This window comes from Embleya sp. NPDC001921 (assembly GCF_053594475.1).
In genome coordinates, this window is sequence record NZ_JBSFEO010000077.1 from 1 (window position 1) to 26188 (window position 26188).

The following is a 26188-nucleotide window of genomic DNA, read 5'->3' on the forward strand; positions in this document are numbered from 1 at the left end:
CCACCCCCTCTCGCCACCCCCACGACCCAGACACCCCACCTCCCCACAGCAACGACACAGATAGGTCGACCCGCACCCCGCACCCCCGCCAACTCGACCCGCCACCGCCGCGACCCAGGCGCCCCACACCCCGCCGCCCCCGCCCCCGGCGCATCGCCTCCTGCGGCAACGACACAGGTGGGTCAGCCCACACCCCGCACCCCGCGCCCCCGCCGACTCGACCCACCACTCCCGCGACCCCGGTGCGTCGCCTGCCCGTGATGGCGACACGCGTGCGTCGATCCGTCACCCCTGCGACCCCGGCGCCTTGCCCCCGCGCCGACGACACAGGTGGTTCGACCCGCACCCCACACCCCCGCGATTTCGCCGACACGACCCACCACCCCGCGACCCAGGCGCGTCCATCGCCTGCGATGGCGACCCTGGTGCCCCACCCCGCCGCGCCGCGACCTTCAACTCGCCGCGCTCACGACCCAGGCGCGTCGACTCCCTGCGGCACGACACAGGTGCATCGGCCCGCACCCGCACACGCACCCCACACCCCCGCCAACTCAAACCGCCCCCACGACCCAGGCCTACCGGCCGTCCGAGCCGGCGCACGGGTGGGTCGGCCCACCACCCCCGCGATTTCGCCGACACAACCCACCACCCCGCGCCCCCGCACCCCTCAACCCGCCAGGCTCGCGACTCCCAGGCGCGTCGCCCCCGCGGCACGACACGAGTGAGTCGGCCCGCACTCCGCGCCCCGCCCCCACCCCAGGCCCCGGCGTCCCGGCGTCCCGGCGTCCGACCCACCGACCCATCCGACCCGTCCGACCCACCGACCCATCCGACCCGACAACCCGGACGGGTCACCCCACAACCCCACAACCCCACCACCCCGCCACCCTCCCCCTCCGCCCCGCAAAAAGTGGCGCCTCACAACCCGGCGGCGAAGTCGGCCGAGGGACGGCCTGCGAGACTGGGCGCATGCGCATCGTTGTACTTGCCGGCGGCATCGGTGGGGCCCGGTTCTTGCGGGGTCTCAAGGCGGCCGTTCCGGAAGCGGAGATCACCGTCGTCGGCAACACCGGGGACGACATCCACCTGTTCGGGCTCAAGGTGTGCCCGGACCTCGACACCGTCATGTACACGCTCGGCGACGGCATCAACGAGGAGCAGGGCTGGGGCCGCCGGGACGAGTCCTGGAGCGTTCGCGAGGAGATGGCCGCGTACGGCGTCGAACCGACCTGGTTCGGGCTCGGCGACCGGGACTACGCGACGCACATCGTGCGGACCCAGATGCTCGCCGCCGGCTACCCGCTGTCGGCGGTCACCGAGGCGCTGTGCGCGCGGTGGCAGCCCGGCGTCCGGCTCGTGCCGATGAGCGACGACCGGGTGGAGACGCACGTCGTGGTCGACGACGCGGACAAGCCCGGGACCCGCAAGGCGATCCACTTCCAGGAGTACTGGGTGCGGCTGCGCGCCGCGCCGACCGCACACGCGATCGTGCCGGTCGGGATCGAGACCGCCAAGCCCGCGCCCGGCGTGCTGGAGGCGATCGCCGAGGCCGACCTGATCCTGTTCCCGCCGTCCAATCCCGTGGTCAGCATCGGCACCATCCTGGGCGTGCCCGGCATCCGGGAAGCGCTGGTGGCCGCCGAGGCACCGGTGATCGGGCTGTCCCCGATCATCGGCGGCGCGCCGGTGCGCGGGATGGCCGACCGGGTCCTGGAGGCGGTCGGGGTCGAGACGACGGCGGCCGCCGTCGCGCAGCACTACGGGCCCGGCCTGCTGGACGGCTGGCTGGTGGACACCGCGGACGCGGACGCGGTGCTCGCCGTCGAGGCGGCCGGCATCCCGTGCCGGGCGATCCCGCTGCTGATGACCGACGTCGAGGCCACCGCCGAGATGGCCCGCGCCGCGCTCGCGCTCGCGGACGAGGTGCGCTGATGGGCGCCCCGCCGCGCGGCTACTCGGTATTCGGGCTGGCCGGCCTGCCCGAGATCGGCGAAGGCGCCGACCTGGCCCGGCTGATCGCGGACGCGGCGGCGGGGCCGGACGGACCCGGCCTGCTCGACGGCGACGTACTCGTGGTCACCTCGAAGATCCTCAGCAAGGCCGAGGGCCGGCTGCTGCGCGGGGTCGATCGGCAGAAGGTGATCGACGCCGAGGCGGTGCGCGTGGTCGCCCGCCGGGGCGATACCCGGATCGTGCAGACCAGGCACGGTTTCGTGATGGCGGCGGCGGGTGTGGACGCCTCCAACACCGAGCCCGGCACGCTGCTGTTGCTCCCGGAGGACTCGGACGCGTCGGCGCGCCGGCTGCGTGCGGCGCTGGCCGAGCGAACCGGCGTACGCGTGGGCGTCGTCGTCTCGGACACCTTCGGCCGGCCCTGGCGCACCGGGGTCACCGACGTGGCGATCGGCGTCGCGGGGCTGGACGCGGTGGACGACCACCGGGGCCGGACGGACACGCACGGCAACCAGCTCGCGGTGACCATCACCGCGGTGGTGGACGAACTCGCGAGCGCGGCCGAGTTGGTCAAGGGCAAGGCGGGCGCGGTTCCGGTGGCGGTCGTGCGCGGCCTGGACCACCTGGTCACCGACGCGGACGGCGCCGGAGTGCGCCCGCTGGTACGCGGCGCCCAGGACGACATGTTCCGCCTGGGCACGGCCGAGGCGATCGCCGAGGGCGCCCGGAGCGCGATCACGGCGCGACGTACGGTGCGCGCGTTCACCGACGAGCCGGTCGACCCGGTCGCGATACGCCGCGCGGTCGCCGCCGCGATCACCGCGCCGGCGCCGCACCACACCGTGCCGTGGCGGTTCGTGCTTGTGGAGAGCGCGGCCGCCCGGACCGCGCTGCTCGACGCGATGCGCGACGCGTGGGTGGCCGACCTGCGCGCGGACGGGCTGGACGAGGACCGGATCGCGCGCCGGACCAAGCGCGGCGACGTGCTGCGCGCGGCGCCGTACCTGGTGGTGCCGTGCCTGGTCACCGAGGGCGCGCACACCTACCCGGACCCGGTACGCGCCGGCGCCGAGCGGGAGATGTTCACCGTCTCGGCGGGCGCCGCCGTACAGAACCTCCTGATCGCGCTGACCGCGGAGGGCCTGGGGTCGGCGTGGGTGTCCTCGACGATGTTCTGCCCGGACGTGGTCCGCAAGACGCTCGCCCTGCCCACCGACTGGGACCCGATGGGCGCCGTCGCGGTGGGCCGCCCGGCCGAATCGCCCCGGGAGCGCCCGGCCCGCTCGGCGGAAGACGTGATCGTGGTGCGCTGAGCGGCGCCCGTCCGAAAAGACCCGAGGAAGCCACCCGGAAAAGACCCGAAGACCCGAGGAAGCCAACCAAAAGGGGTGGGCCCGCCATCGTCGATGGCGGGCCCACCCCTTCCGCACGGTCTCTGCCGCCCGGCGCTGCCGGCCCGGATTCGGCGGGCCCACATCGCCACCGACGTGGAGTCGGGAGCGATGTCCGGCCGATGTCCGGGGGCTTCACGCCGTGTCAGTGACTCCCGGCCGAGGCTCCACCGATGGTCGGCGGGGCCTGCGGGCGCGGCGGCGGAATGTGCCCGCCGCCGGGGGCTCCGGTACGCCCGGGGGTCGGCGACATGCCGGGGCTGTCATAGGGCGGGGGCGAGGTGCGCGGCCCGTCGGGAGAGCCGAGGCTGCCGGGCGGCGCCACCTCTCCGCGCCAGGCTCCGGTCTCGTGGCCTTGCTTCTCCACGAACACCTTGAAGTGTTCGAGGTCGCCCTTGGTGCGGCCACGCACGAAGCCGAGCTTGTCCCCGACCGTCTCGATCAGGCCGTCGGGGTCGAACTCCATCTGGAGCATCACCCGGGTATGCACGTCGTCGAGCCGGTGGAAGGTGACCACGCCGGCCTGGTGCGGGCCGTCCAGGGTCTTCCACGCGACCCGCTCGTCGGGTCGCTGTTCGGTGATCTCGGCGTCGAACTCCCGGGTCACCCCGGCGATTCGGGTCACCCAGTGGGTGTGCGTCGGGTCGATCTGGTCGATCCGCTCGACCCCGCTCATGAACTGCGGGAACTCCCTGAACTGGGTCCACTGGTTGTACGCGGTGCGGACCGGCACGTCCACGTCGATCGAGTGCTGGACGGTCGTCACGAGCACTTCCTCCTCGTTCTCGGTGTCGGTTCCCGCTGCGGTGCTACACAGCCGGGTCCTTCACCCGAACGGCTGCCCGAGGCCCCCTGGGACAAACGTGGCGCACCACGCTCGCATTGCCCGGGCCCGGCATCGACCGATCTGCACAACGCCGATCCTCACAACGCCTTGCCGACGAAGTGCGGGCGCGGTGCGTAGCGCGGTGCCCGCCGCGGCACCTTCACCCCCGACATCCGGATCAACAACGCGGCCCGATGCCGGTTGCCCGCATAGCCCGCGAGCAGCTCGAGCATGCCCGCGTCGTCGACCGCGTGCCCGGCCAGCGCGAAGCCGATCGTCTTCGGCAGGTGCAGGTCGCCCACCGACAGCGCGTCCGGATCGCCGTGCGAACGCTGCATCGTCTCGGCCGCCGTCCACACCCCGATCCCGGGCACCAGGCGCATCAGTCGCGCGGCCTCGGGATGCGCGACGCCCGTGGTCGCCTCCAGTCGTCCGGCCACCCGGGTCGCCTCGATCACGGTGCGCGAGCGGCGCCCGTCGACGCCCGCGCGGGCCCAGTCCCAGGACGGGATCATCGCCCAGGTACGGGCGTCGGGCACCACCCGCAGGCCGGCCGGCGCGGGCCCGGGCGGCGTCTCGCCGTACTTGCCCAGCAGCAGCCGAAAGGCCCGCCGGGCCTCGATCGTGGTGACCTTCTGCTCCAGGATCGAGGGCACCAGCGCGGCCAGGACCAGCGTCGTACGCGGCATCCGCAGGCCCGCGAACCGGCGTTCGGCGTCCCGGACGATCGGGTGCAGGGCCACGAAGGTGGTCGGGTCGTCCTCGGCGCCGAGCAGGGCCGGCAGCGCGTCGAGCTGCCACCCGGCGCCCGGCCCCCACGCGCTCGCCTCGATCTCGCCGGTCGCGGGGCGGTCGATCAGGCGCAGCGTGCACGGGCCGTCCGGGGTGCGCGAGGTACGCCACACCGAGCCGTCGGTGCCCGCGTGGTAGGTCGGGTCGCTGTGGCCGCGGCGCAGTTGGCCGACGGTGAGCCGCAGGTCGATCGCGAAGCCGGGACGCCACACACGATGGAGGGCACTCGGGTGCAACGGGCTCTCCTCGTGGTCCGGGTCGGGACCGCCACCGTACCTTCCCGGTTTTGCCCCGATGTGCGCAGAGCAGACTTCACCTATGCGGGTGATGGCGTTCGGCACCTATGACACGACCGTCCACCCCCGGGTGGGAATTCTCATCGAGGGCTTACGGCGCCACGGCATCGAGGTGGTGACCTGCAACGTCCCCCTCGGGCACATGGACGCGGGGCCGATGGTGCCGCCGCCGTCGGCCCATCCGGGGATCCCGCGCCAGCGCATACGGCACGCGCGGTGTATCGCGGAGTTGGTCGCCAAGGCCCGGCGCGCGCCGCGTCCGGACGTGGTGATCGTCGGCTATCAGGGTCGGCTCGACATCCAGATCGCCCGGCGGCTGTTCCCGGGCGTCCCCTTGGTGCTGGACCACCTGGAGAGCGTGGACGACGTGGCCGACCGGCTCGGCCAGGCCGCTCAGGCCGAGTTGCGCAAGGTCGACCGGATCGAGCAGGCCGCGATCGCGGCGGCCCGGTTGGTGCTGGTGGACACCGAGGAGCACCGCCGGGTACTCGCGCCGGCGCAGCGCGACCGGGCCGTGGTGGTACCGATCGGGGCGCCGCAGGTGTGGTTCGACGCGGCCTCGGACCTCGGACCGCAGGCCCGGGCGGGCATGCGGGCGGATCACCCGACGGATCCCCTCACCGGTCCGGATCCCACCACGGATCCCACCACGGATCCCACCACCGACCCCGCCACGGATCCCACCACGGGCCCCGCCACAGACCCCACGACGGATCTCCCCCCGCTTCCCCCCACGGACTTCGTACCGGACTTCCGCCCCGGCGAGGACCTGCGAGTGATCTCGTTCGGGTTGTACTCGCCGGTCCAGGGCGCACCGGTGATCGGCGCCGCGCTGAGCCGCTTGGACGGCTATCCGATCGCCGTGACGATGATCGGTCGAGGGCTCCAGGCGCAGCGAACGCGGGACCTGGTCGGGCCGAACGCGCCCCGGGTGACCTGGCGGACCTGGGTGCCCGAGGCCGAACTGCCGCGTCTGGTCGCGGCGCACGACGTATGTCTGGGTGTGTTCGGGACCGGCGCCAAGGCGCTGCGGCTGGTCCCGAACAAGGTCTTCCAGGGAGCCGCCGCGGGGTGTGCGGTGCTCACCTCGGACACCGCGCCGCAGCGCCGGCTGTTCGGCCCGGCCGGGCTGTTCGTACCCGCGGGCGACTCGGACGCGCTGGCCGACGCGCTGCGCCGGCTGGCCCAGCATCCGGCCGAGGTGGCCCGGCTGCGTGCCGCCGCGGCGGCCCTCGCGCGTGAACGCTTCGTACCCGAGGCGGTGGTGGAGCCGCTCGTGGAACGGCTCCGGGAGATCGTCGAAAAGCGGTCCTGACCACCCGCGGCCACCCCGTCGCTCACCCCAACCGCAGCGCCACATCCCGACGGATCGCGCCCAGTTCGGCATAGAGCGCCTGTCCCGGACACTCCGTGTTGAACGCGTCCCGGTGCCCGGAGATCACGTCGAACGAGTGCGTCGTGCCCTTCGGGTAGCGGCTGCCGCTGTCCGACGAGGTCAGCGTGACCTTGCCCTTGGCGTCGCGGTCGTCGAGGCCGAGCTTCCACGCGAGCACCCTCGACAGGGAGATCAGCATCGGCCCGGGCGGCTCGGCGGTGGTGTAGGTGCCCATCGCGGCGACGCCCATGCTGTCGGTGTTGAACCCGAGGGTGTGTGCGCCCAGGACCGGCTTGTCGGTGCCGCCGGCGCGGCCCTCGAAGATGGTCCCGCACTTGTCCACCAGGAAGTTGTAGCCCACGTCGGCCCAGCCGTTCGTCTTGACGTGGTAGCGGTAGATCGACCGGAGCACCTTCGCCGAGTCGCTGCACGGGAAGTCGTTGCCGTCGGCGGTGTGGTGCACGAACGCGGCCCGGACCGTGTTGGTGTACTTGAACTTCGCGTCGCGGAGCGACTCGTCCGCGCCCCAGTCCTTGCGCGCGACGATCGCCGGCTCGATGGCGTGGCCCTTGACGGCGCGGCCGTCGGTGAGCTTGGGCAGGCTCGGGCGCGGCGGCATGCGGTCCAGGATCGACTCGCCGGGATCGACCAGTTCGGCGCGCAGGTCCTTCGGCGACACCCCCTCCAGCACGCCCACCCGGATCTGGACGCCATCGGAGGGGCCCGCCCAGAACGGCTCGGTACCGGCTCGCCCGCCGGCTCCCGCCCGATCGACGCCCTCGCCGCCGTCGACGCCGTCGCCACCCGCGTGCAGCGGGTGCAGCTCGCGCCACGGACTCCACACCCCGCCGGTTCGGGTGCGTACGTGCACCACGACGCGTTCGCCCGTGCCGGGACCGGCCCAGGTGACGCCGAGCAACGAGTACGCGGGCGTGCGGCGTTCGGTGGTCAGTACCTCGGTCCGGCCGGCGCGCGGCGCGCCGGCGTCCGGCTCCTGTTCGATGCCGGTCAACGGGAGGGTCACCGTCGAGCCGGGGGTGCTCGGCCGCGGGTCGGCCTGCGCGGGCGGTCCGACGAGTACGACGGGTACGGCGAGGGCGGCGATCGACAACGCGATTCTGGTGTACACGGGCAGACCCTCCATTGTGGGGTGGTCGAGTTCTACAGGTGCCCGGACAACGACGAGGCTCGTACCAAATGCGGCAAATACACCCATTTGCCCTACTGATTCGCGTGCTCGATAGGCTGGGCCCATGCCCAGCACCCCGGTCGATCAGTTGCGCACCGCGCTCGCCACCGACTCCGCGCGGCCCTTCACCACCTTCTACGACGACGCCACCGGCGAGCGGGTCGAGCTCTCGGTCGCGACGTTCGACAACTGGGTCGCCAAGACCGCGAATCTGCTGCGCGACGACCTCGCGGTGGAGCCGGGCGCGCGGGTGTCGCTGCTGCTGCCCGCGCACTGGCAGACCCAGGTGTGGTTGCTCGCCGCCTGGTCGCTCGGCCTGGTGGTGAGCTTCGACGCGGATCCCGCCGACGCGGACGTGGTGGTCTCGGGCCCGGAGACGCTCGAGCGCGCGTCCACATGTCCGGGTGAGCGGGTCGCGCTGGCCCTGCGCCCGATGGGCGGGCGTTTCCCCACGCCGCCCGCCGGCTTCCTGGACTACGCGGCCGAAGTGGCCGGGCACGGCGATCGCTTCGTCCCCGAGGGTCCGGCGCGGGCGTCGCACGCCGCGCTGGAGGAGGCCGGGCGGGTGTGGACGGCCGGTGAACTGGCCGAACAGGGCGAGGCCGCCGCGCGCGAGTGGGAACTGGTCCCCGGCGACCGCCTGCTCACCTCATTGAGCTTCGCCCGAACGGGTGGACTGCGGGCGGGCCTGCTCGCCCCGCTGGCCGCGTCCGTTCCGGTCGTCGTATGCCGTCACCTGGATGAATCCCTGCTGGAGCGGCGAATCGAGGCGGAGCGGGTCACACGTGCCGTCACCCGTTCCGCCGACTAGGCCATGACAAGACGGGTCGTGCTGCGCTTTCGTGGCCCCGACCGCCCGTAGTGCCGTGCCCGGCGGTCCCTCAGCAGGCGGGGAGGCGTGGGGTTCATGGATACGTGGGATCACCTGTACCGGTCCGAGGCCGCGGCCGAGCCCGCCGATCCGCCGAACGCACCGCCCCACGACCCCGGGTCTGCCCCGCCGGTCGAATCCGCCTCCGGCCGGGCCGCCGCGCGGCGCGCGCGCAGGAAGCGCAACCGGCGCCGCAAGGTCTTCCTGCCGATCGGCGTCGGGGTCTCGCTGGTCATGCTGACCGGCGTCTCGGCCGGCTATGTCGCGTACCAGCGACTCAACGGCAATCTCAGGACCGACTCGGTGGACGGCAAGCTCAACGCCGACCGCCCCGACGTGGGCGGCAACGGCAAGGGCAAGCCGATGAACCTGCTGATCATCGGTTCGGACTCGCGGGCGGGCGAGAACCGCGCGCTGGGCGGCGGCGGGGACAACGGCGAACGCTCGGACACCACGCTGTTGGTGCACCTGTCCTCGGATCGCGAGCACGCCGTGGTCGTCAGCATCCCGCGCGACCTGCTGGTCACGGTGCCCTCGTGTGTCACCAGGGATGGCGCGCGCTCCGCCGAACAGCGCGGGGTGATGTTCAATTCGGCGTTCGAACTCGGCGGCGCGGCCTGTACGCGCAACACCGTCGAGAAGGTCACCGACATGCGCATGGACCACCACATCATCGTCGACTTCTCCGGCTTCAAGGGCATGGTCGACGCGGTCGGCGGCGTGGAGATCTGTCTGCCCAGGACGGTGCAGGACCGCGAGGGCAACATCTCGTTGTCGGCCGGTCGACGCAAGGTGCACGGCAAGGAGGCGCTGGACTACGTCCGGCTGCGCCACGACATCGGGCTCGGCGGCGACGGCAGCGACCTGGGTCGGATCAAGCGGCAACAGGCGTTCGTGGCCTCGCTCGCGAAGCAGATCCGCAGCGGCGACACGCTCTCGAGTCCGTCCCGGCTCTTCGCCCTCGCGGACGCGCTGACCAAGTCGATCCGGGCCGACGAGGGACTGGACTCGGTGGCGGCCCTGGTCGACCTCGCGCGCGGCATGCGGGATCTGGAGACGAAGGACATCACCTTCGCGCACGTACCGGTGTACAACCCGCCGGAGGACAACAACCGGGTCGCGCTGATCCAGCCGGAGGCGCGGCGCTTGTTCGAGGCGATCAACCACGACCAGCCGCTGGACAATCAGCGCAAACCGGACACGGGCGCGGCGGCCACAAAAGTGGCGCCGTCCTCGGTCGGGGCCGCGTCGGGCGCCTCCGCCGCACCCACGCCCGCCGGCGGCCGGACCGGCCGGACCGGCGGGACCGGATCGGCACCGATCGCGGGTGCCCGGGTCGCCGGGACCCCGGGGGCGGCGCCCGGGCGGGCCGGAGCGCCGGTCAAGGCGGACACCCGGAACGCGGATCAGGACATCTGCAAGGCGAACTGACGACGCGTCACCCCATTCACGGGGATACGTACCGACTCCGCGGTCACCGATACGGTGGCGCACGGTAGCGTGCTCGCCGATACGCGAGCCGCTCCGACGCGGCGTGCTGCGCCCACATCGAGTGACCTGCGTCACAGGCGAATGGCTGCACGCAACTCAAGGAAGTGGCAGCACGTCTATCACTGCAACGGCCGCTCTACGCGCGGTTCGTCGCTCTTGATCGGCGTTGGGCGCCCTGGGGAAAGAAGCAGACACGACGTGAGTGACAGCGAACGGGCCGGCAAGCAGGCCGAACCCGGTCGGGACGCGAGCCCGGAAACGGCGCCCGAGGCTCCGACCGAAGCCGAGATATCGGCCCCGCCGACGGCGGACGCACCCGGCGCCAAGGCGCCGACCGAGGCCGGCGCGGCCGAGCCGGCCGATGCCGCGCCGGGCACCACCGAGGCCGCCGCGCCCGAACCCGGCATGCCCGAGCCGGGCGCCGGCACCGCGAGCGCGGCCGAGCCGGCCGCCGCCGAACCGGGCACGCACGTTCCCGAACAGGCCGCCCGGGCACCCGAGGCGCCGGCCGTACCGAACCCGCCGATCCCGGCAGATCCCGCGGAGCACCTCGCCGCGATGGCCGCCGCCGGCGACGCCGCGGCCCCCGATCGCCTCGCCCGCCGCAATCGGCGCCGGCGCGTGTACAAGCGGGTCCTGATCGGCGTCACCGTCACCGTCGCGCTGTGCCTGGTGGCCGGCAGCGTCGTGGTCTACACGCTGTACCGCAAACTGGACGGCAACATCACCACCGAGGACCTGACCGCGAAGCTGGGCCCGGAGGCCGAGCGCCCACAGGTCGTCGCGCACGACGCGGCGAACATCCTGCTGATGGGCTCGGACGACCGCACCGGCGACAACAAGCAGTACGGCGACATCGGCGAGGGCACCAAGCGCTCCGACACCACGATCCTGCTGCACCTCGCCGCCGACCGGAAGAGTTCGGTGGCGGTCAGCATCCCGCGTGACCTGATGGTCGACATCCCCTCGTGCGTGCGCGCGGACGGCAGCAAGTCGCGGGCCTATCGCGACCAGTTCAACCACGCGTTCGAGATCGGCGGCGCGGCCTGCACGATCAAGACCATCGAGCAGATGACCAAGGTTCGCGTCGACCACCACATCGTGATCGACTTCGCCGGCTTCAAGGAGATGGTCGACGCGGTGGAGGGCGTCGAGGTGTGCCTGAGCGAGCCGATGCGCGACACCGCCGCCAAGCTCGACCTGCCCGCCGGAAAGCAGAAGCTCGACGGTGAGAAGGCGCTCGGCTTCGTCCGCGCCCGCAAGAACGTGGACGACGGCAGCGACACCCAGCGGATGACCCGGCAGCAGCGTTTTCTGGCCGCGCTCGTTAAGAAGGTCAAGGTCGGCGACATGCTGACCCAGCCGTGGAAGTTGTACAACCTCCTCGACGCCGGAACCCGGTCGATCACCGCCGACCCGGGACTGAGCTCGCTCAAGGAGCTGATGGCCCTGTCCGACAGCATCAAGGGGATCCCGAACGACAAGGTCGCGTTCCTGACCGTGCCTCGGCAGCCGTACCGACTCGACACCGACCGCGACGAACTGGTCCAGCCGCAGGCGGACCGGCTGTTCGACGCGATCCGGCTCGACCGGGTCGCGGTCGGCACCGCCGTCACCGGCAAGGACGAGAACGGCTTCGAAAACAACGGCGAGGTGCGGATCGAGCAGTCCGCGACGCAGCTCCCGTCCGCCCGCACCACCATCGACGAGAACGGCGAGCGGGTGACGCTCACGCCGAGCGCGCCGGGTTCGAGCGGCACCGGGAAGCCCACCGGCAAGCGCTCGCCCGGCACCGGGGCGCCGACCTCCGCTCCGCCCTCGTCGGCTTCCACCGAGAATCCCACTTCGACCAGCGGCGGTACCCCGTCGGCCAAGCCGACATCGGCCGCGGACACGAGTCCGATCGTCACCGTCTCGGGACGGACGGCGGAACAGGACGTGTGCGCGGGCTGATTCATCGACACCGCATCAGGGAGGGGTCGGGTCGCCGTCGATCGGCGGTGACCCGGCACGTTGCCGGAGGGGACGCGACACATGGGCACGGACGCGGATACGGAGGTCGGGGAGCCTGCGGCACCCGGCAGGCGGGGCATACGCAGAAAGAGCACCGTGAAGAAGCGCCTGAAATGGATCGCGATCTCCGTGGTCGGCATCCTGGTGGTCCTGGCCGGCAGCGCGTACGGGTACATCCAGTATCTGAACGGCAAGCTGCACCACACCCAGATCACCGCCGACAAGGAGAATCGACCACCGGCCGCGCCTAAGGACGCGCAGGGCCGAAGTCCGATGAACATCCTGCTGATCGGCAACGACAGTCGGATCGGCGAGGGACGGCGCTACGGCGCGGAGGGCCACGAGGGGCTCGCCGACGTGGCGATCCTGATGCACCTGTCCGCCGACCGCTCGAACGCCACACTGGTGAACATCCCGCGTGACACGATGGTCGACATCCCGCGCTGCGAGATCGGCAAGGGCAAGGACAAGAAGGTCACCGAGGCCCGGTTCGGCCAGTTCAACGACAGCTTCCGCAGCATCGGCGCGTCGTGCACGGTCGCCACCGTGGACCGCATGCTCCAGGTCCGCACCGATCACTACATCGAGGTGAACTTCAAGGGCGTCCGGGATCTCACCGACGCGGTCGGCGGGGTGCCGATCTGCCTGGACGCGCCGATCCACGACCCGGTCCTGTCCGGCTCGCGCGGAGGTACCGGACTGGAACTGGCGGCCGGCCCGAACACGCTGAGCGGCGACGACGCGCTGCAATTCCTGCGCGCCCGGCACGCGTTCGGCGACGGCAGCGATCTGGCCCGGATCGAGGCGCAGAAGGTCTTCCTGATGGCGCTGGCCCGCGAACTCAAGAGCAACGCCAAGCTGACCAACGTGGACGGCATGTTCCGGATCGCGAACAGCGCGGTCAGCGCGTTGACGGTCGACAACGACCTGGCGGGCGTGGACAAGCTGATCGACCTGGCGGACGAGATCAAGAAGGTGCCGAACAAGCGCATGGCGTTCACCACCCTGCCGACCGAGACCTATCGGCCGGCTCCGGACCAGGTACAGCCCAGGCGCCCGGCCGCGGACGATCTGTGGGCCACGATCCGGGCGGACAAACCGCTGACCCAGGGCGACGCGGCGAGCGCTCCGCCGTCGGCGCCGGTGACCACGACGCCGCCCCCGCCGGCGACGATCTCGCCCGGCGACGCGGCGCGGATCAAGGTGACGGTGGACACCGGAACCACGAAGCGGCGGATCACCCCGGTGGTGGAGAACCTCAAGCGCCAGGGTTTCAAGGCCACTTCGGGTACGACGATGCCGGATGGGCGAGAACACGCCAACAGCCGGATCACCTACCCCGAGGGCGGCCAGGACCAGGCGAAGGCGATCGCGACCGCCCTGGGCCTGCCGGAGACCGCGCTGGAGGCGGCTCGGCCCGGCGACACCACCATCAAGCTGTTGATCGGCGCGGATCTCCCGGGAACGGGCACCGACGACGGCACTCCGAAGAGTTCGACGACCGCCGTCCCCGACCGGACGCCGGAGCCGCCCAAGGCCGCCGACCTGAACCTGGAGACGGCCGACAACACGAAATGCGCCTCACCGCGCAAGAGGTAGTGCTTGCACGCGCGAGGGGGGTCGCGGTGGGATTCGCGCGAAAGCGCTCGTCCGCGACCCCCATCGATCGAACGACGATCGAACGACGACGGATCCGGAACAATTACTGAAGGGTGTTTGTACCTTTTCCGATGATCCGGGTGTCAGGACTTCGCAGTCTCTGTGACCATGGCGAGAACTCGCCGGTTATGGTGGCTGCTTCCATACCGACCATCACGTACCACCGTCGGGTTCCGTGCGGATGCCCCGGAACCCCGGTGTCGCCCATGAAACCGCGCACAGCCGGGGGGACCGTGCGGCGGGTACAGCCGGAGGGGATCTCGGCGTGAACAGAGGGAACGGGCCGCACCGCGGCGCGCCCGGGGACAACGATCCCCTGGGCGGCATGGACGACGCGGACGTCGCGGACATGTGGGTGATGAACCCGGACACCGGCAGCTTCGAGCTGCGGGCACCGGGCGGCACCGGCAGCGGATCCGGTGGTGGATCCCGTGCCGGCTCCGGTGCCGGCTCCGGTGCCGGGTCCGGTGCGGACGGCCCTGGTACGTCCAGGCCACGCTCGCGGGCGGCCATCCCCGAGGGGCGCCGTCCGTCGGCGGTGGCCGCGGCCTCGGGTCAGTGCGCCGGCGACGACCCGCCCCGGCGTCGGGACAGCGCGGGCTCCGCGCCCACCGGGCGCGCGGGAGCCCGGAGCGCGCGGAGCGAGGGACCGCCCAAGAGCAAGGTCAAGAAGCGGCTCAAGTGGATCGCCATCTCGGTGGTGGGCCTGCTGGTGGTGCTGGCCGGCAGCGCGTACGGCTACATCAAGTACCTCGACAGCAAAATAAACACCACCGCGAAGAACGCGGGCAGCGAGGGCATCCCCAAGGCCGAGGAGGACGCTTTCGGGCGCAAGCCGCTGAACATCGTGCTGATCGGCAACGACAGCCGCAAGGGTCTCGGCAAGAAGTACGGCGCGTCCGAGCACACCGAGGGCCTCGCCGACGTCACGATCCTGATGCACGTCTCGGCCGACCGCAGCAACGCGACGCTGGTCAGCATCCCGCGCGACACGATGGTGCAGATACCCAAGTGCGTCGTGGACGGTAAGACGTACCCGGCGTCCAACGGGCCGCAGTCGTTCAACGAGAGCCTGGCCAACGGCGGTCCGCCGTGCACGGTGTCCACGGTCGACAAGATGCTCGGGGTCCAGGTGGACCACTACATCATGATCGACTTCACCGGTGTGAAGAAGATGACCGACGCCGTCAACGGCGTCGACATGTGCATCTCGGAGCCGATCAACGACCCGGTACTGCCGAACCAGCAGGGCGGCACCGACCTCAAGCTCGACGCGGGCGACCAGAACCTCAGCGGCGAGACCGCCCTCAAGTTCCTGCGCGCGCGGCACGCCTTCGGCGACGGCAGCGACCTGGCCCGGATCAAGGCGCAGAAGGCGTTCCTGATGGCGCTCACCCGCAAGCTGAAGAACAGCGCCTCGCTGACCAATGTCGAGGGCATGTTCAAGATCGCCAACATCGCGGTCGAGTCGCTGACCGTGGACCGGGGCCTGGGCGGCGTGGACAAGCTGATCTCGCTGGGCAACCAGTTGAAGAAGGTCCCCGAGAAGCGGATGGCGTTCACCACGCTGCCGATCGAGGAATACCCGCCGATGGCCAAGTCCAAGGTGCAGCCCAAGCAGCCCGAGGCCAACAACCTGATGGCGATGCTGCGCACGGACACACCCGTCACCAAGGACGACAAGCCCGCGGCCGATGCACCGCCGGTGCAGACGACACCCGAACCGCCGAAGGTGGACCCGACCACGGTCAAGGTCGACGTACGCAACGGCAGCGGCGTCAACAAGCGCGCCAACGAGGTCGCCGCCGACCTGGCCGGGCGCAAGTTCGTCGCGGTCGCCTCCGGCAACGCGCGGGACGGCAAGATCCACCCGACCAGCAAGATCACCTATCCCAAGGGCCGCCTGGACGCCGCGAAGGCCCTGGCCGCCGCGACGGGCCTGGGCGACGGCGCGCTGATCGAGAGCACATCGACCACGCTCACCCGCTTCGAGGTCCTGATCGGCAAGGACTACCCCGCCGCGGCCCCACCCCCGGTGACGACCGCACCGACCGACCCCCCGAAGAACATCGACTTGGAGACGGCGGACAAGAACGTCTGCGCCCCCAAGAAGAACAAGTAGCCCGGCACCGCACCCGCCGACGGCCGCCCGCACCCCTCCCCAACGGAGGTCAAGCGGGCGGCCGTTGCCGGTCGGGGACGGTGCCGGGGCGGGCGGTCGCCGACTGCGGATGCGGGTGGGCGGGTTGTCGGTCGCGGGTGAGCGCGGGATCGGCACTGCGCGAGCGCAACGGACACGGGCGGCGGCAGGGGTGGGCGCGCGGAATCGGGAGCGCGCGAGCGGCCAATGCGTTTGACGGCGGTGTGCGGTGGTGGAGAGGCTCCGGGGGTGGACAACGCACGGGTGCAACTGCGCCGCCTGGACGAAGACTTGCTGGCCGCCCTCCTGGACGCCGCGGTGGCCGACGCCGACCCGGCGGAGGTGATGCCGGCCGTACCCGGCCCACCCGGCTGGACCGCCGACCGCCGCGCCGCCTTCCTGGCCTTCCACCACGAATGGGCCGCCACCCCCACCACGTACGCGATCCTGGTCGCCGGACAGGTGGTCGGCGCCGCCCGTCTCCAACCGACCCCGGACGGCGCCTTGGAGGCCGGCCTGTGGATCGGCCGCTCGCACCGGGGCCAAGGCGTCGGTCACGCCGTGGTCGCCCTGCTCCGCGCCGAGGCCAAGGCCCAGGGCGCGAGCCGCATCGTGGCCGGTACGACCGACACGAACACCGCCGCCCAACGCCTCCTCACCACCGGCGGTGCCGAACTCCGCCGCCGCCCCGAACCCGACGCCAACGGCGACACCATCGAGGCCTCACTCGACGTGGACTGACCGCTCGCGCTCGAAGTCGGCACGCACCGCTTCGGGCAAGGCCTCGCGGAGGTCGGCGATCGTACCGGGCAAGGCCACCTCTCGACCTCCTGTGTGGGTGGTGAGCCCGCGTACCGAGTCATCACACCTTCTCCTTCGCGACGGCCCGGACGGCAACGGAGTGGGCGATCCCCCCTCCGTACGCGTGGGCGAAACCTTTCGGGTTCGGGATCGTTGGCGACGGCATGATCATCACTGCCGGCCGTACGGCCACGGTTTTGTCCGCCGGGTTCGCCGGCCTCGTGCTCGCCTTCGCCCCCGTGGCCGCACAGGCGCATACGCTCCCCATCGGTGCCGCGCGTGCCGGGGGCGACCATGTCACCATCGATTCCACCGTGTGGGTGGCGGCCGATGGGACGATCACGCTCTCCGGCACCTACCGATGCACTCCCCATCACGTCGGGACCGTGCTGGTCGGCGGCCAGGTGGACCAGGAAGGTCGGCACGCCTCGGTCGGCGGCAGCGTCGCCACGTGCGACGGCGCCCGGCACACCTGGCGCAACACCGGGCAGCCCTACATCGGCATCCACCCCGGCGCCGCGCGCGGCGCGGCCACCCTGCTCGAACTCGCGCCCGGTGAGGGCGTGATCCCGATCCTCCCCAACGTCCTCGCGCACGACGCCCGCGACGTGGCGGTCGAGGCGATCTAGCGGTACACCCGGGCGACCCGTCGCCCGGAGCCACGTCGCGGGGCTCCGGCCGACGGGTCGCCCCCGCGCCCTGGGCCGCGGTTCCGGCGCGCGTCGGGACCGGCGCGTATCAGGACCGGGGCGTCGCCGTGAGCTTCGCGATGTCGGCGGCGTAGACGGCCATCCAGTGCGGGTGCAGCCGGTAGTAGACCACGTCGTTGTCCCAGTCGAACAAGTCGTCGCCGTAGAAGTCCTTGAAGTACGCCAGCAGGTCAGGCCAGTCCGCGGCCGCCTCACCCTCTCGCGGGTTGAGGATCTCCACCGTGCCGTGCGTGAACACGCCCAGATCCTCACCGCGCATGTGCGCGGCGCTGACGGCGGGGCGCGCCGCGAGGTGGCGCGCCTTGGCAGCGTTGCGCGCCGTGCCGAAGTGCCACTTTCCCCGCAGGAAGTGCCCGTCCACGCCGCTGATCCGCGGCTCGCCCTTCGCCGTCACGGTGGACAGGGCGAGGGTGCACATGCCGGTGAGAATCCCGGTGAGCTGCTCCGCGGTCAAGGTGCGCTCGCTGGTGATGATCGAGCGCAGATGTGTGGTGGAGCGGGAGAGGGAGGCGTCCAGGAGGGACTGAAGCTCGTGCAGATCTTCCGGAGTTTCGCGCATGGGGTCCTTGCCTATCCGAATCCGTCCGCGGCGCCCGGTTCACGCCGTCACGGACGCCGACCAGTCAATGATCGACCCGGATCCCTGACACCCTGCGTCATGAATCGCCATCCGTTCGGGTACACCATCGGGCCGCCCGCCCGGCAGCACGACAGGCACCGGGAGGCCGGCGGCGGGTTCCTCCGTGACCCGCCCGCCCGCCGGCCCCCGCGGCTCAGTTCTTCGCCAGCTCGTTCCGCAACGCCCTGAGTTCCTGGACCGCCTCGAAGTCGGCCGTCGCGCACACCGACAGCGCGGCGGTCAACCGGTTCACCGCCGTCTGCCGCTGCTCCAGCCCGAACGCCTCTATCCGCGCGGCCAGTTGCACCGCGTCCACATACCCGTCGCCCTCCTCCGGCAGCAGCGGCACATACGCCGTCGCCGCCCGGTCGGCCGCGTCCAGCGCCGGATGCAGCCGGTCGGCGCGCGCCAGCAGGTGGGCGAGCTGGTGATGCGTACCGGCCGTCTCGACCGCGATCATCGCCGCCGCGTCGTCACCCGCGCCCACGCCCGACGCCGACCCGTCACCCGAACCCGCATCCGCTGCCGTATCCGCACCGGAACCCGCACCCGAGTCCGCGCCGCCCCCGGCCCCCGCCAGCTCCCGCAACGCCTCCCCGAACAGCGCCAACGCCCGGTCCACCCCCGACGGGTCCTCCCGGTCCGTGTTGCCCGCGATGTTCCACGCCTTCGCGCGCAGGGCGCGGACCGTCTCACGCACGTCGCCCTCGGCGCGCAGCAGTTCGATCGCCCGGCCGAAGGCCGCCTGTGCCTGCGGCGCCATCCCCGCGTCGTCGAGCGCGTGCGCCGCGGCCACCGCGAGCTCCGCCTGCGTCGCCCGATCGGCGACCTTCGTCGCGGCCTCGGCGGCCATCGACAGATGCTTGGCCGCGTCCCGGGCGTCGCCGAGTCGGCGCAGGCACATGCCCAGGGCCCAGCGCTCGTGCATAGCGTGTTCGGCGCCGTGATGCGCCTCGATCTCCGGCAGCAACTCCTCCAGGATCGCCGCGGCCTCCGCGTCCCGGCCCAGCCCGAACAACATCGCCACGGCGCCCCTGCGGCACGCCGCCGCCATCTCCGCGTCGCCCTCGTCGTCGAAGACGTGCGCGGCCTCCAGCGCGAACGGCAGCGCGTCCTCGGCCCTTTCCTGCGCACCGAGGGCGTTCGCCAGCATGGTCAGCGCGTGGCCGACCGGGAACTGCGGCTCGGCGTAGAACGCGGCCTTCTCCAGCGCCTCCCGCATGTCCGCCTCGGCCCCCGCCGGATCGCCCGACTGCATCCGCACCTGGCTGCGCAGGAACAGCGGCCGGCAGGCCAGCCACGGCCGTTCGGCCTCGCCGCACAGCGTGATGGCGGCGCTCAGATCGGCCAGGGCGTCGGTCGCACGATCCTGCTGCAGTGCCCGCTCGGCGCGAATGTGCAGAGCCGCCGCCTGACGGTGCCTCAGTCCGTACTCGCGGCCGAGGTCGTGCAGTTCGGTGAGGACGTCGTCGACGTCCTCCGCCTCGCTCGCCAGCGCCACGATCACCCGGTGGTGCAGGACCAGTGCGAGCGGCGCGGCGTCCTCCGGCAGGAATCCGGCGGCCTTGTCCCGAGCGGCGTCGAACAGCTCGATCGTGTCCGCCTCCTCGGCCCGGAACCGCGCCATCGCGACGCGCACCTCGGCACCCACGGCCCGCCCGGGCGCGTCCGCCGCCAGATAGCCGGCCGCGGCCCGGGTCAGCGCCGCGATACCGGCCGCGAACTCGCCTTCCTCGACCAGCTCGACCCCGTCCGCCTCGTCGATCGCGGCGATCGCGAAGGCGTCCACGTCCTGCCCCCGCTCCCGCGCGGCGGCCGCGTACTGCCGCCAGGCGGCCTCCGAGTCGGGATGCCCCTTCGCATCCGACTCACGTGCGTGAGCCAGCAGTTCGGTGGCATCGGCGGCGGCGGAGACGGCGATTTTCGGGGTGGCCGGCTCGGTCGCCGCGGCCACCCGCGCCGAACGCAGCCCCAGCGGCAGCGACGTGGCCACCGGTACGGCCGCCAGCCGGCGCCGCACCCGCGAGCTCACCGCGTCGTTGCCGTTGCGCGCGTCGAAGCGCGCGGTGATCTCGAAGAGTTCGCGCTCGACCGTATCGCGCAGCGCGCCGGCCGAGGTGTCCTCGAAGACCACCAGTTCGGGCCCGGCGACCGCGACCAACCGGCGCAGCAGCACCGCGACGCCGGCCAGGAAGTCGGAGTGGTCGGAGGGGTCGCTCTGCGGACGCTCCAGCCACGCACGGTGTTCGGCCAGGATCTCGATGCCGCGACCCTCGTTGCCGGTCAGCGCGCAGAACTCGATGTGCTCGGCGACCGCCGCGTACGTGCTCACCTTGCCGCGCACCGACCGGTAGCCGCGCAGGTGGTGGGCGCGCGCCCGATCCGGGTCGCCCACGCGCACCAGCGGCAACATCGACGTGGCCAGCGAGACCTGCGGCTCCTCGGCGCAGGTCAACTCGCCGTACAGGGTGGGCGCGAGCAGTTCCAGCGCGTCCGCGTCCCGGCCCCGCGCGATCAACCAGCGGGCCTGCTCGCGCCGTTCGCACGCGTCGCAGTCGGCGAGTCGATCCCGGTCGGCGGCCAGCCACGCGTCGAACGCCTCGGAGGTCTCCGCGTCCGCGCCCACGTGCCGGGCCAGGTAGAACCGGCTCTGGTGCACCGGACGCGGGCTGTGTCCCGCCGTGCGGTAGCGGCGCTCCATGTCCGCGAGGTAGCCGCGGATCGCGGTCATCGGCACCTCGGGCACCGACAGCAGCGAACTGGTGACCCACTTGAGGTCCCAGAACAGATGGTGGGTCAACTGCTCGTCGAAGCCCTCGGGGTGCTCGTCCCACAGCTTGAGCAGCCGGGACAGCGGCACCGGTGTGCGCGGCGACTCGCCGCCGTAGTTGTACGCGGTGATCAGCCGCAGCAGCGCCCACGCGAGGTTCTCGTCGTTGCCCATCCGCTCGGCCACCACGACCAGTTCCTCGGCGCGGGCGGTGCGGGCCTTGCCGTAGGGCAGTTCCTCGTTCGCGTCCAGGGCAGCGAAGAACCCGGCGTCGTCACGGATTTCCATCAAAGGTTCCTATTCGGCGGGGTTGGGCTGGTGGACGGCCCGCTCCAGCAGGCCGAGGAAGGATCGGCCGAGCAGGCCGGTCTCGGCCGAGGTGAGCGGCCGGTGGCTGAGCAACAGGGCCTGGCCGTACAGTCCTTCGACCGCGGCCCGGGCCAGTTCGGGATCGTCGAGGCCGGCGATCCGGCGGACCAGCGGGTTGAGGTGATTGAGCACGAGTTGTGCGCGCGGACCCTGACCGCGCAGCGAGCCGAGGATGCCCGACCACAGGTCGTCGCCGCGGCCGGCCGCGTCCTGCTCGGCTTCGGCCCGCCCGCGCTCGCCGCGCGCGTCCCGCCCGTCCAGCAGCAACGCCGGCACGGTGACCGGCTGGAAGGTGCGCAGCGACACGTCGCAGGAGAGCGGATCGAGCGCGGCCCGCGCGTGCGCGAGGAAGCTCGCCGCGGCCAGTTCGGCGGCCGGGTCGACCGAGTCCAGGTGCGCGGTGACGGTGTCCGGGTCGAGTTCGGTGACGGTGGTGCCCGGGCGGATCTCGGCCAGTCGGTAGACCAGGTCCAGGTCGTAGGTGTAGCCGCCGTTGACCACGCCGAGCCCGGCAGCCGCCGCGATCGGCGCGACCTGCCGGTATTCCTCCACGGTCGAGGTCACGTGCACCACCGGATGCCGACGGGCGAACTCGTCGAGCGCGATCCGCCCGTCCGTGGTCTCGAACGGCAGCCACGGCAGGACCAGGCGCAGCAGTTCGTCGTCGTGCCGGGCGAGTGCCTTCACGCCCAGGTGATGCACACTCAGGAACCGGGCCAGCCGCGGCTGATCGTGCGCGGCCAGGTTCGCCAGCCAGTCCCGGATGTGTGCGCCGAGCGCGTCCCGCACGGCGGCCAGCGACTCGTCGTCGTACAGGCTCTCCCGGGACGCGGTGGGCCGCAGCGTGTCGGTGTCCACGACGCAGCGCACGAAGAACGCCCAGTCGGGCAACAGCCCGTCGGCGTTCTCGGTGAGCAGCATGCCCTTGAGGTGCACGCGGTGCTTGCCGCGCATCGCCGGACTGACCGCCTCCGGCAGCACGAACGCCGCGCCGCGCACCCCCGCGAGCGGTACGTCCAGGTCGATCACGTCCAGCGGGGTGAAGCCGAGCCGGCTCTCGCAGTAGGCGGCGAGCGCGGCCCGACGGCGCTCCGCCGTGGGGTACGGGCGATCCCACACCGCGGGCGTGTCGGTGATCGGCGTGTGCTCACCGGCGGCCACCACGGTGACCCGGTACGGCAGCAACGCGCCGAAGTCGCGGGCGAGTTCGATCACCCGGTCCGGGGCGAACCAGGACTCGCTGCCCCGACGCGGCGTCAGGAAGACCGTGGTACCCGGCTCCTCGCGCTCCTCGCGGGCCAACGTGCGGACCGTGTAACGGCCGTCGGAGCCGGCCTTCCACTCCACCGGCGGCGCGTCCACCAGCGCCGAGCGGGTCACCACGGTGATCTCGTCGGCGACCACGAAGCACGCGAGCAGACCGATGCCGAACTGGCCGATGTAGTCCCGCCGCGCGCTCTCCAACTCGTCCCGCTTGGAGCTGCGCCCGATGGTCGCCAGGAAGCGGTGCACGTCGGCCTCGGTCAGCCCGACGCCGGTGTCCGCGATCCGCAGGCCGCCGTCCTCGACCGTGACGGTGATCGCCGCGTCCGCCTCCGGATCCGCGGCTCTGCGCGCGGTGACCGCGTCGACGCCGTTCTGCAGCAGCTCGCGCAGGTATACCCGGGGGCTGGAGTAGAGGTGGTGCGACAACAGGTCGACCAGACCGCGCAGATCGACCTGGAAGGTGTGGTCTGCGGCGGATATCGCGGCGTCGTTCATGCGGACTTCGTCACCTCGGGGCAGGATCGCCGGCCGACATCCCGGCCGAGTGCTGATGGTACGAAACGGCGGGGACAGGCGGCGAGTCGGTTGTCCGCCCGCCGGTCCCCGCCGACCGGGGTTCAGCTCTCGGGCGCGTCCACGGTCCGCCCGTCGCGCAGCGCCTGGAACAGCGCCTTGGAACCCTTGTCGTCCCACAGCACGGTGGAGCCGACATTCTTGACGGGGTATCCGGGGTTCGAGATCGGCACCGTCGTGGTGACACCGTCGCCGCCGGACAGGCTGCCCATGTCCTTGAACAGGTCGTACAGGTCGAACAGCCCGGTGTCGTCGTCCACCGTCACCGCGCTCAGCGAGGCGTCCGCGACCGGGAAGGCGCTGAACGGGTTGAGCAGCACGCTCGCCGACTTGGCCTTCTTCGCCAGCGCGCTGAGGAACTTCTGCTGGTTCTCCATCCGGGCCAGGTCGGAGCGTGCCGGGTCGTAGTAGCGGGAGCGAACGAAGGCGAGCGCCTCCGCGCCGTCCAGCGTCTGGCAGCCGGCCTTCAGGTCCGCGCCGGACTTCTCGTCCTTGATCGGCCCCTTGAGGCAGATGTCCACGCCGTCCATCGCGTCGACGATGTTGTTGAAGCCGCCGAAGCCGATCTCCGCGTAGTGGTCGAGCCGAATGCCGGTGGCGATCTCGACGGTCCGGGCCAGCAGCGGCGCGCCGCCGAGGTCGAAGGCCGCGTTGAGCTTGTTCTTCTGCGCCTTGACCGTCTTGCCGTTCTTGCTGAACGCCGGGATGTCCACATACGAGTCGCGCGGCAGGCTGATCAGCGCGGTGCCGCCCTTGCCCTTGTGCAGCAGCATCATCGAGTCGGTGCGCTTGCCCGAGGCCTTGCCGGTGTGCAGCTTCTTGCGGTCGTCGGCGTCCAGGCCCTCACGGCTGTCCGAGCCGACGATCAGCCACGTGGTGCCCGCGGTCGACGCCGGGCGGCCCTTGTAGTTGTCCAGGACGTCCTCGTGCCGGATCTTCGAGTCGGCCCAGAAGTACGTCACGGTGCCGAACACCACGATCAGCGTGACGAAGACGGCGATCCCGACGAGGATGCGCTTCTTCCAGTTGACCGGGCCGCGCGGGCGCGACGGCGGACCACCGGGGCGAGGCGGCCCGTCGGGGCCGTCGGGCCCGCCGGGGTCGCTCGGCCCGCGCTGCGGCGGCGGTCCCACCGGCGCCGGGGGCGCGCCGTGCGCGTCGGCGACCGGCGGTTGCGGCGGATAGGCGTCCAGGCCGGGCGCCTGCCGGACCGGCGGGACACCGCCCGGCGGCGGGTACCCACCCGGCGCGGGCGGATAGCCGCCCGGCGACTGCGGCGGATAGCCACCGGCCGGCGGCCCCCCGACCGGATGTCCACCGGCGGAGTGGCCGCCGGGGCGGCTCGGAATCGTTCCCGGAGGGGGCTGCTGCGGCTGTTGGTCGCCATCCGCCCATCCCGGCGGCCAATTACTCATGAGACCGAAGCTTTCACTCGATCAGCCCCGAGGCAACCGAATGCCTATCTCATCGACCATCTGTTCCACAGTTGATGCTCACTTCTTACACGAGACCTCGTCACCGGATTTGGCGGAGTATGCCGGATTCGGTGTCGCGGCGATGGACGGCTGCTCGCTGCTCGCGCCGCCGACCCGGACCGGGGTCGTTCCCTGGTACGACGAGCCCGCGACCACCTCGATCGTGCGGCCCAGACCGGTGACCGACTCCAGCGTCGCGCCCGGCAGCGCGGCCTGCACCGTCTTGACCGAGCGGTTCCACCGGGGGTCGTACCGGATGATCGTGCGGACCCCGTCCGTCGAGGTGGAGACGCGCGGCGCGCCGGCCATCGCGAAACCCGCGTTCTTGAGGTCCTCGTGCACGCGCGGCCCCAGGCCGGTGGTCGGCGCGCCGTTGTACACCAGCACCGAGATGTCTCCCGGCGCCACCTCGACCGACACCGGGGACGGCGCCGGGGCGGTGGTGGCACCCGGTGTGTCGGGCTTCTTCTCCGGCGGCGCGATCAGGTCCTTGTCGTCGCGGATCGCCTGGAACAGACCGGCCGCCTTCGCGTCGTCCCACAACACGGTCGAGCCCCAGTCCGGGACCTGGTGGTCCATGCTCTTGAGCGGCACCTGCGCGTAGGTGACACCGGAGTTGGTCAGGTTCCTGAGCTTGCCGCCCAACTCCAGGAAGTCCTGCGAGCTCATCTTGTCGTCGACCTTGATCGAGCCGAGCACCGCGTCCAGCACGTTCTTGAGCTTGAGCGGGTCGGTCAGCGTGCCGGACGAGGTCGCCTTCGCGAGCACCTGCGTCATGAACTTCTGCTGACGCTGGGTACGGCCGATGTCACCGGTCGGGTCGCTGGCGATGTACCGGGCGCGGACGAACTGGAGGGCCTTGACGCCGTCCAGCTTGCTGGTGCCGGCGGGCAGGTCCAGGCCGGACTTGGGGTCGCGCAGCGCCTTGGGCGTACACATCTCGATGCCGCCGAGGGTGTCCACGACGCTGACGAACGAGACGAAGTTGACCTCGATGTAGTGGTCGATCCGGATGCCGGTGGCCTTCTCCACGGTGGCGACCGTGAGCGAGGGGCCGCCGAGCGTGTAGGCGGCGTTGATCTTGCCCTTGGAGGGGCCGCGCTGCTCGCCGGTGGTCTTGTCCTTGTGCGCGGGGAACTCCACGTAGCTGTCGCGCGGCAGGCTGGTGATGGTCGCGCGGTCCCGCTTGGCGTTGAGGTGCACGATCATCACGGTGTCCGTGCAGTCGCAGGACTCACCACCGGCGTGCAGCTTGTTGAGCGTGTCCTTGGAGATGCCGGCGCGGTTGTCCGAGCCGACGACCAGGAAGTTGAGGTCCTTGCCGGATCCGGTGTCCGGGCGGTCGTTCAAGCCCTTGAACGGGTCTATCCGCTGGATCTTCCCGTCGAAGTGCTTCACCCACGCCCAGCCGATGCCGCTGGTCGCCAGGATCGCCGCCGCGAGCACGCCGGTGATCAGTACGAGCCAGTTGCGACCGACGTTGCGCTCGGTCCGGTCGCCGTTGGTGGTTCTCGCCGGGGGTCGGCCGCCAGTCGTCGCCATGGGGTGCGGTGTCCCTCCTCGCGGACCGATCTCGTCCCGCCGTTCGCCGCGCACCCTTGCGGCGCGC

General features: G+C 71.8%; 17 protein-coding genes and 1 pseudogene. 10 read left to right on the plus strand and 8 right to left on the minus strand.

Annotated elements, in window-relative coordinates:
• The first annotated feature begins 969 nt into the window (after window positions 1-969).
• Window positions 970-1932, plus strand: a complete 963-nt coding sequence (cofD, locus tag ACWCPW_RS48065; RefSeq protein WP_449767976.1) for a 2-phospho-L-lactate transferase — start codon at window positions 970-972, stop codon at window positions 1930-1932.
• Window positions 1932-3266 carry a coenzyme F420-0:L-glutamate ligase gene (locus ACWCPW_RS48070; protein WP_449767977.1) on the plus strand — a complete coding sequence of 445 codons (1335 nt, stop codon included), beginning with the start codon at window positions 1932-1934 and terminating at the stop codon, window positions 3264-3266. The genes cofD and ACWCPW_RS48070 overlap by 1 nt, the downstream gene beginning before the upstream one ends.
• Before the next feature lie 400 nt (window positions 3267-3666).
• Here ACWCPW_RS48070 and ACWCPW_RS48075 read toward each other — a convergent pair.
• Together ACWCPW_RS48075 and ACWCPW_RS48080 are read right to left on the minus strand one after the other, a co-directional pair.
• Window positions 3667-4110 (minus strand): annotated as a pseudogene (locus ACWCPW_RS48075) (SRPBCC family protein); the annotation flags it as partial.
• A gap of 158 nt (window positions 4111-4268) precedes the next feature.
• A complete protein-coding gene (locus ACWCPW_RS48080; RefSeq protein WP_449767978.1) occupies window positions 4269-5198 on the minus strand; it encodes a DNA-3-methyladenine glycosylase family protein in 930 nt (309 codons plus the stop codon).
• Between the two features lie 82 nt (window positions 5199-5280).
• On the opposite strand from ACWCPW_RS48080, the gene ACWCPW_RS48085 reads away from it, so the two are divergent.
• Window positions 5281-6573: a glycosyltransferase family protein gene (locus tag ACWCPW_RS48085; protein WP_449767979.1), complete on the plus strand. Its 1293-nt coding sequence runs from the start codon at window positions 5281-5283 to the stop codon at window positions 6571-6573.
• A 22-nt stretch (window positions 6574-6595) separates the two neighbouring features.
• On the opposite strand, the gene ACWCPW_RS48090 is transcribed toward ACWCPW_RS48085, so the two are convergent.
• Window positions 6596-7762: a peptidoglycan recognition protein family protein gene (locus ACWCPW_RS48090; protein ID WP_449767980.1), complete on the minus strand. Its 1167-nt coding sequence runs from the start codon at window positions 7760-7762 to the stop codon at window positions 6596-6598.
• A 124-nt stretch (window positions 7763-7886) separates the two neighbouring features.
• On the opposite strand from ACWCPW_RS48090, the gene ACWCPW_RS48095 reads away from it, so the two are divergent.
• The 7 genes from ACWCPW_RS48095 to ACWCPW_RS48125 all read left to right on the plus strand — a co-directional run bounded on the left by ACWCPW_RS48095 (window position 7887) and on the right by ACWCPW_RS48125 (window position 17426).
• Window positions 7887-8633 carry a TIGR03089 family protein gene (locus tag ACWCPW_RS48095; protein ID WP_449767981.1) on the plus strand — a complete coding sequence of 249 codons (747 nt, stop codon included), beginning with the start codon at window positions 7887-7889 and terminating at the stop codon, window positions 8631-8633.
• A gap of 96 nt (window positions 8634-8729) precedes the next feature.
• Entirely contained in the window at window positions 8730-10124 is a 1395-nt protein-coding gene (locus ACWCPW_RS48100; RefSeq protein WP_449767982.1) for an LCP family protein, read from the plus strand.
• Window positions 10125-10382: 258 nt separating this feature from the next.
• On the plus strand, window positions 10383-12137 hold the full coding sequence (locus ACWCPW_RS48105) for an LCP family glycopolymer transferase (protein WP_449767983.1): 1755 nt from the start codon (window positions 10383-10385) through the stop codon (window positions 12135-12137).
• Between the two features lie 156 nt (window positions 12138-12293).
• A complete protein-coding gene (locus tag ACWCPW_RS48110) occupies window positions 12294-13796 on the plus strand; it encodes an LCP family protein (protein ID WP_449767984.1) in 1503 nt (500 codons plus the stop codon).
• A gap of 325 nt (window positions 13797-14121) precedes the next feature.
• Complete coding sequence (locus ACWCPW_RS48115) at window positions 14122-15978, plus strand: LCP family protein (RefSeq protein ID WP_449767985.1); 1857 nt, start codon at window positions 14122-14124, stop codon at window positions 15976-15978.
• A 267-nt stretch (window positions 15979-16245) separates the two neighbouring features.
• On the plus strand, window positions 16246-16737 hold the full coding sequence (locus ACWCPW_RS48120) for a GNAT family N-acetyltransferase (RefSeq protein ID WP_449767986.1): 492 nt from the start codon (window positions 16246-16248) through the stop codon (window positions 16735-16737).
• Between the two features lie 224 nt (window positions 16738-16961).
• Window positions 16962-17426 carry a DUF6299 family protein gene (locus ACWCPW_RS48125; protein ID WP_449767987.1) on the plus strand — a complete coding sequence of 155 codons (465 nt, stop codon included), beginning with the start codon at window positions 16962-16964 and terminating at the stop codon, window positions 17424-17426.
• Between the two features lie 109 nt (window positions 17427-17535).
• On the opposite strand, the gene ACWCPW_RS48130 is transcribed toward ACWCPW_RS48125, so the two are convergent.
• From ACWCPW_RS48130 to ACWCPW_RS48150, 5 genes are all read right to left on the minus strand, one after another.
• The gene (locus ACWCPW_RS48130; RefSeq protein ID WP_449767988.1) at window positions 17536-18066 is read right to left on the minus strand and encodes a pyridoxamine 5'-phosphate oxidase family protein; all 531 of its coding nucleotides are present in this window, start codon (window positions 18064-18066) and stop codon (window positions 17536-17538) included.
• Between the two features lie 214 nt (window positions 18067-18280).
• The gene (locus ACWCPW_RS48135) at window positions 18281-21184 is read right to left on the minus strand and encodes a hypothetical protein (RefSeq protein ID WP_449767989.1); all 2904 of its coding nucleotides are present in this window, start codon (window positions 21182-21184) and stop codon (window positions 18281-18283) included.
• A 9-nt stretch (window positions 21185-21193) separates the two neighbouring features.
• Window positions 21194-23026 (minus strand): HSP90 family protein, encoded by a 1833-nt coding sequence (locus tag ACWCPW_RS48140; RefSeq protein WP_449767990.1) that lies wholly within the window; start codon window positions 23024-23026, stop codon window positions 21194-21196.
• A 122-nt stretch (window positions 23027-23148) separates the two neighbouring features.
• On the minus strand, window positions 23149-24519 hold the full coding sequence (locus ACWCPW_RS48145) for an LCP family protein (RefSeq protein ID WP_449767991.1): 1371 nt from the start codon (window positions 24517-24519) through the stop codon (window positions 23149-23151).
• 78 nt (window positions 24520-24597) lie between these two features.
• Window positions 24598-26121 carry an LCP family protein gene (locus ACWCPW_RS48150; protein ID WP_449767992.1) on the minus strand — a complete coding sequence of 508 codons (1524 nt, stop codon included), beginning with the start codon at window positions 26119-26121 and terminating at the stop codon, window positions 24598-24600.
• Window positions 26122-26188: the final 67 nt, after the last annotated feature.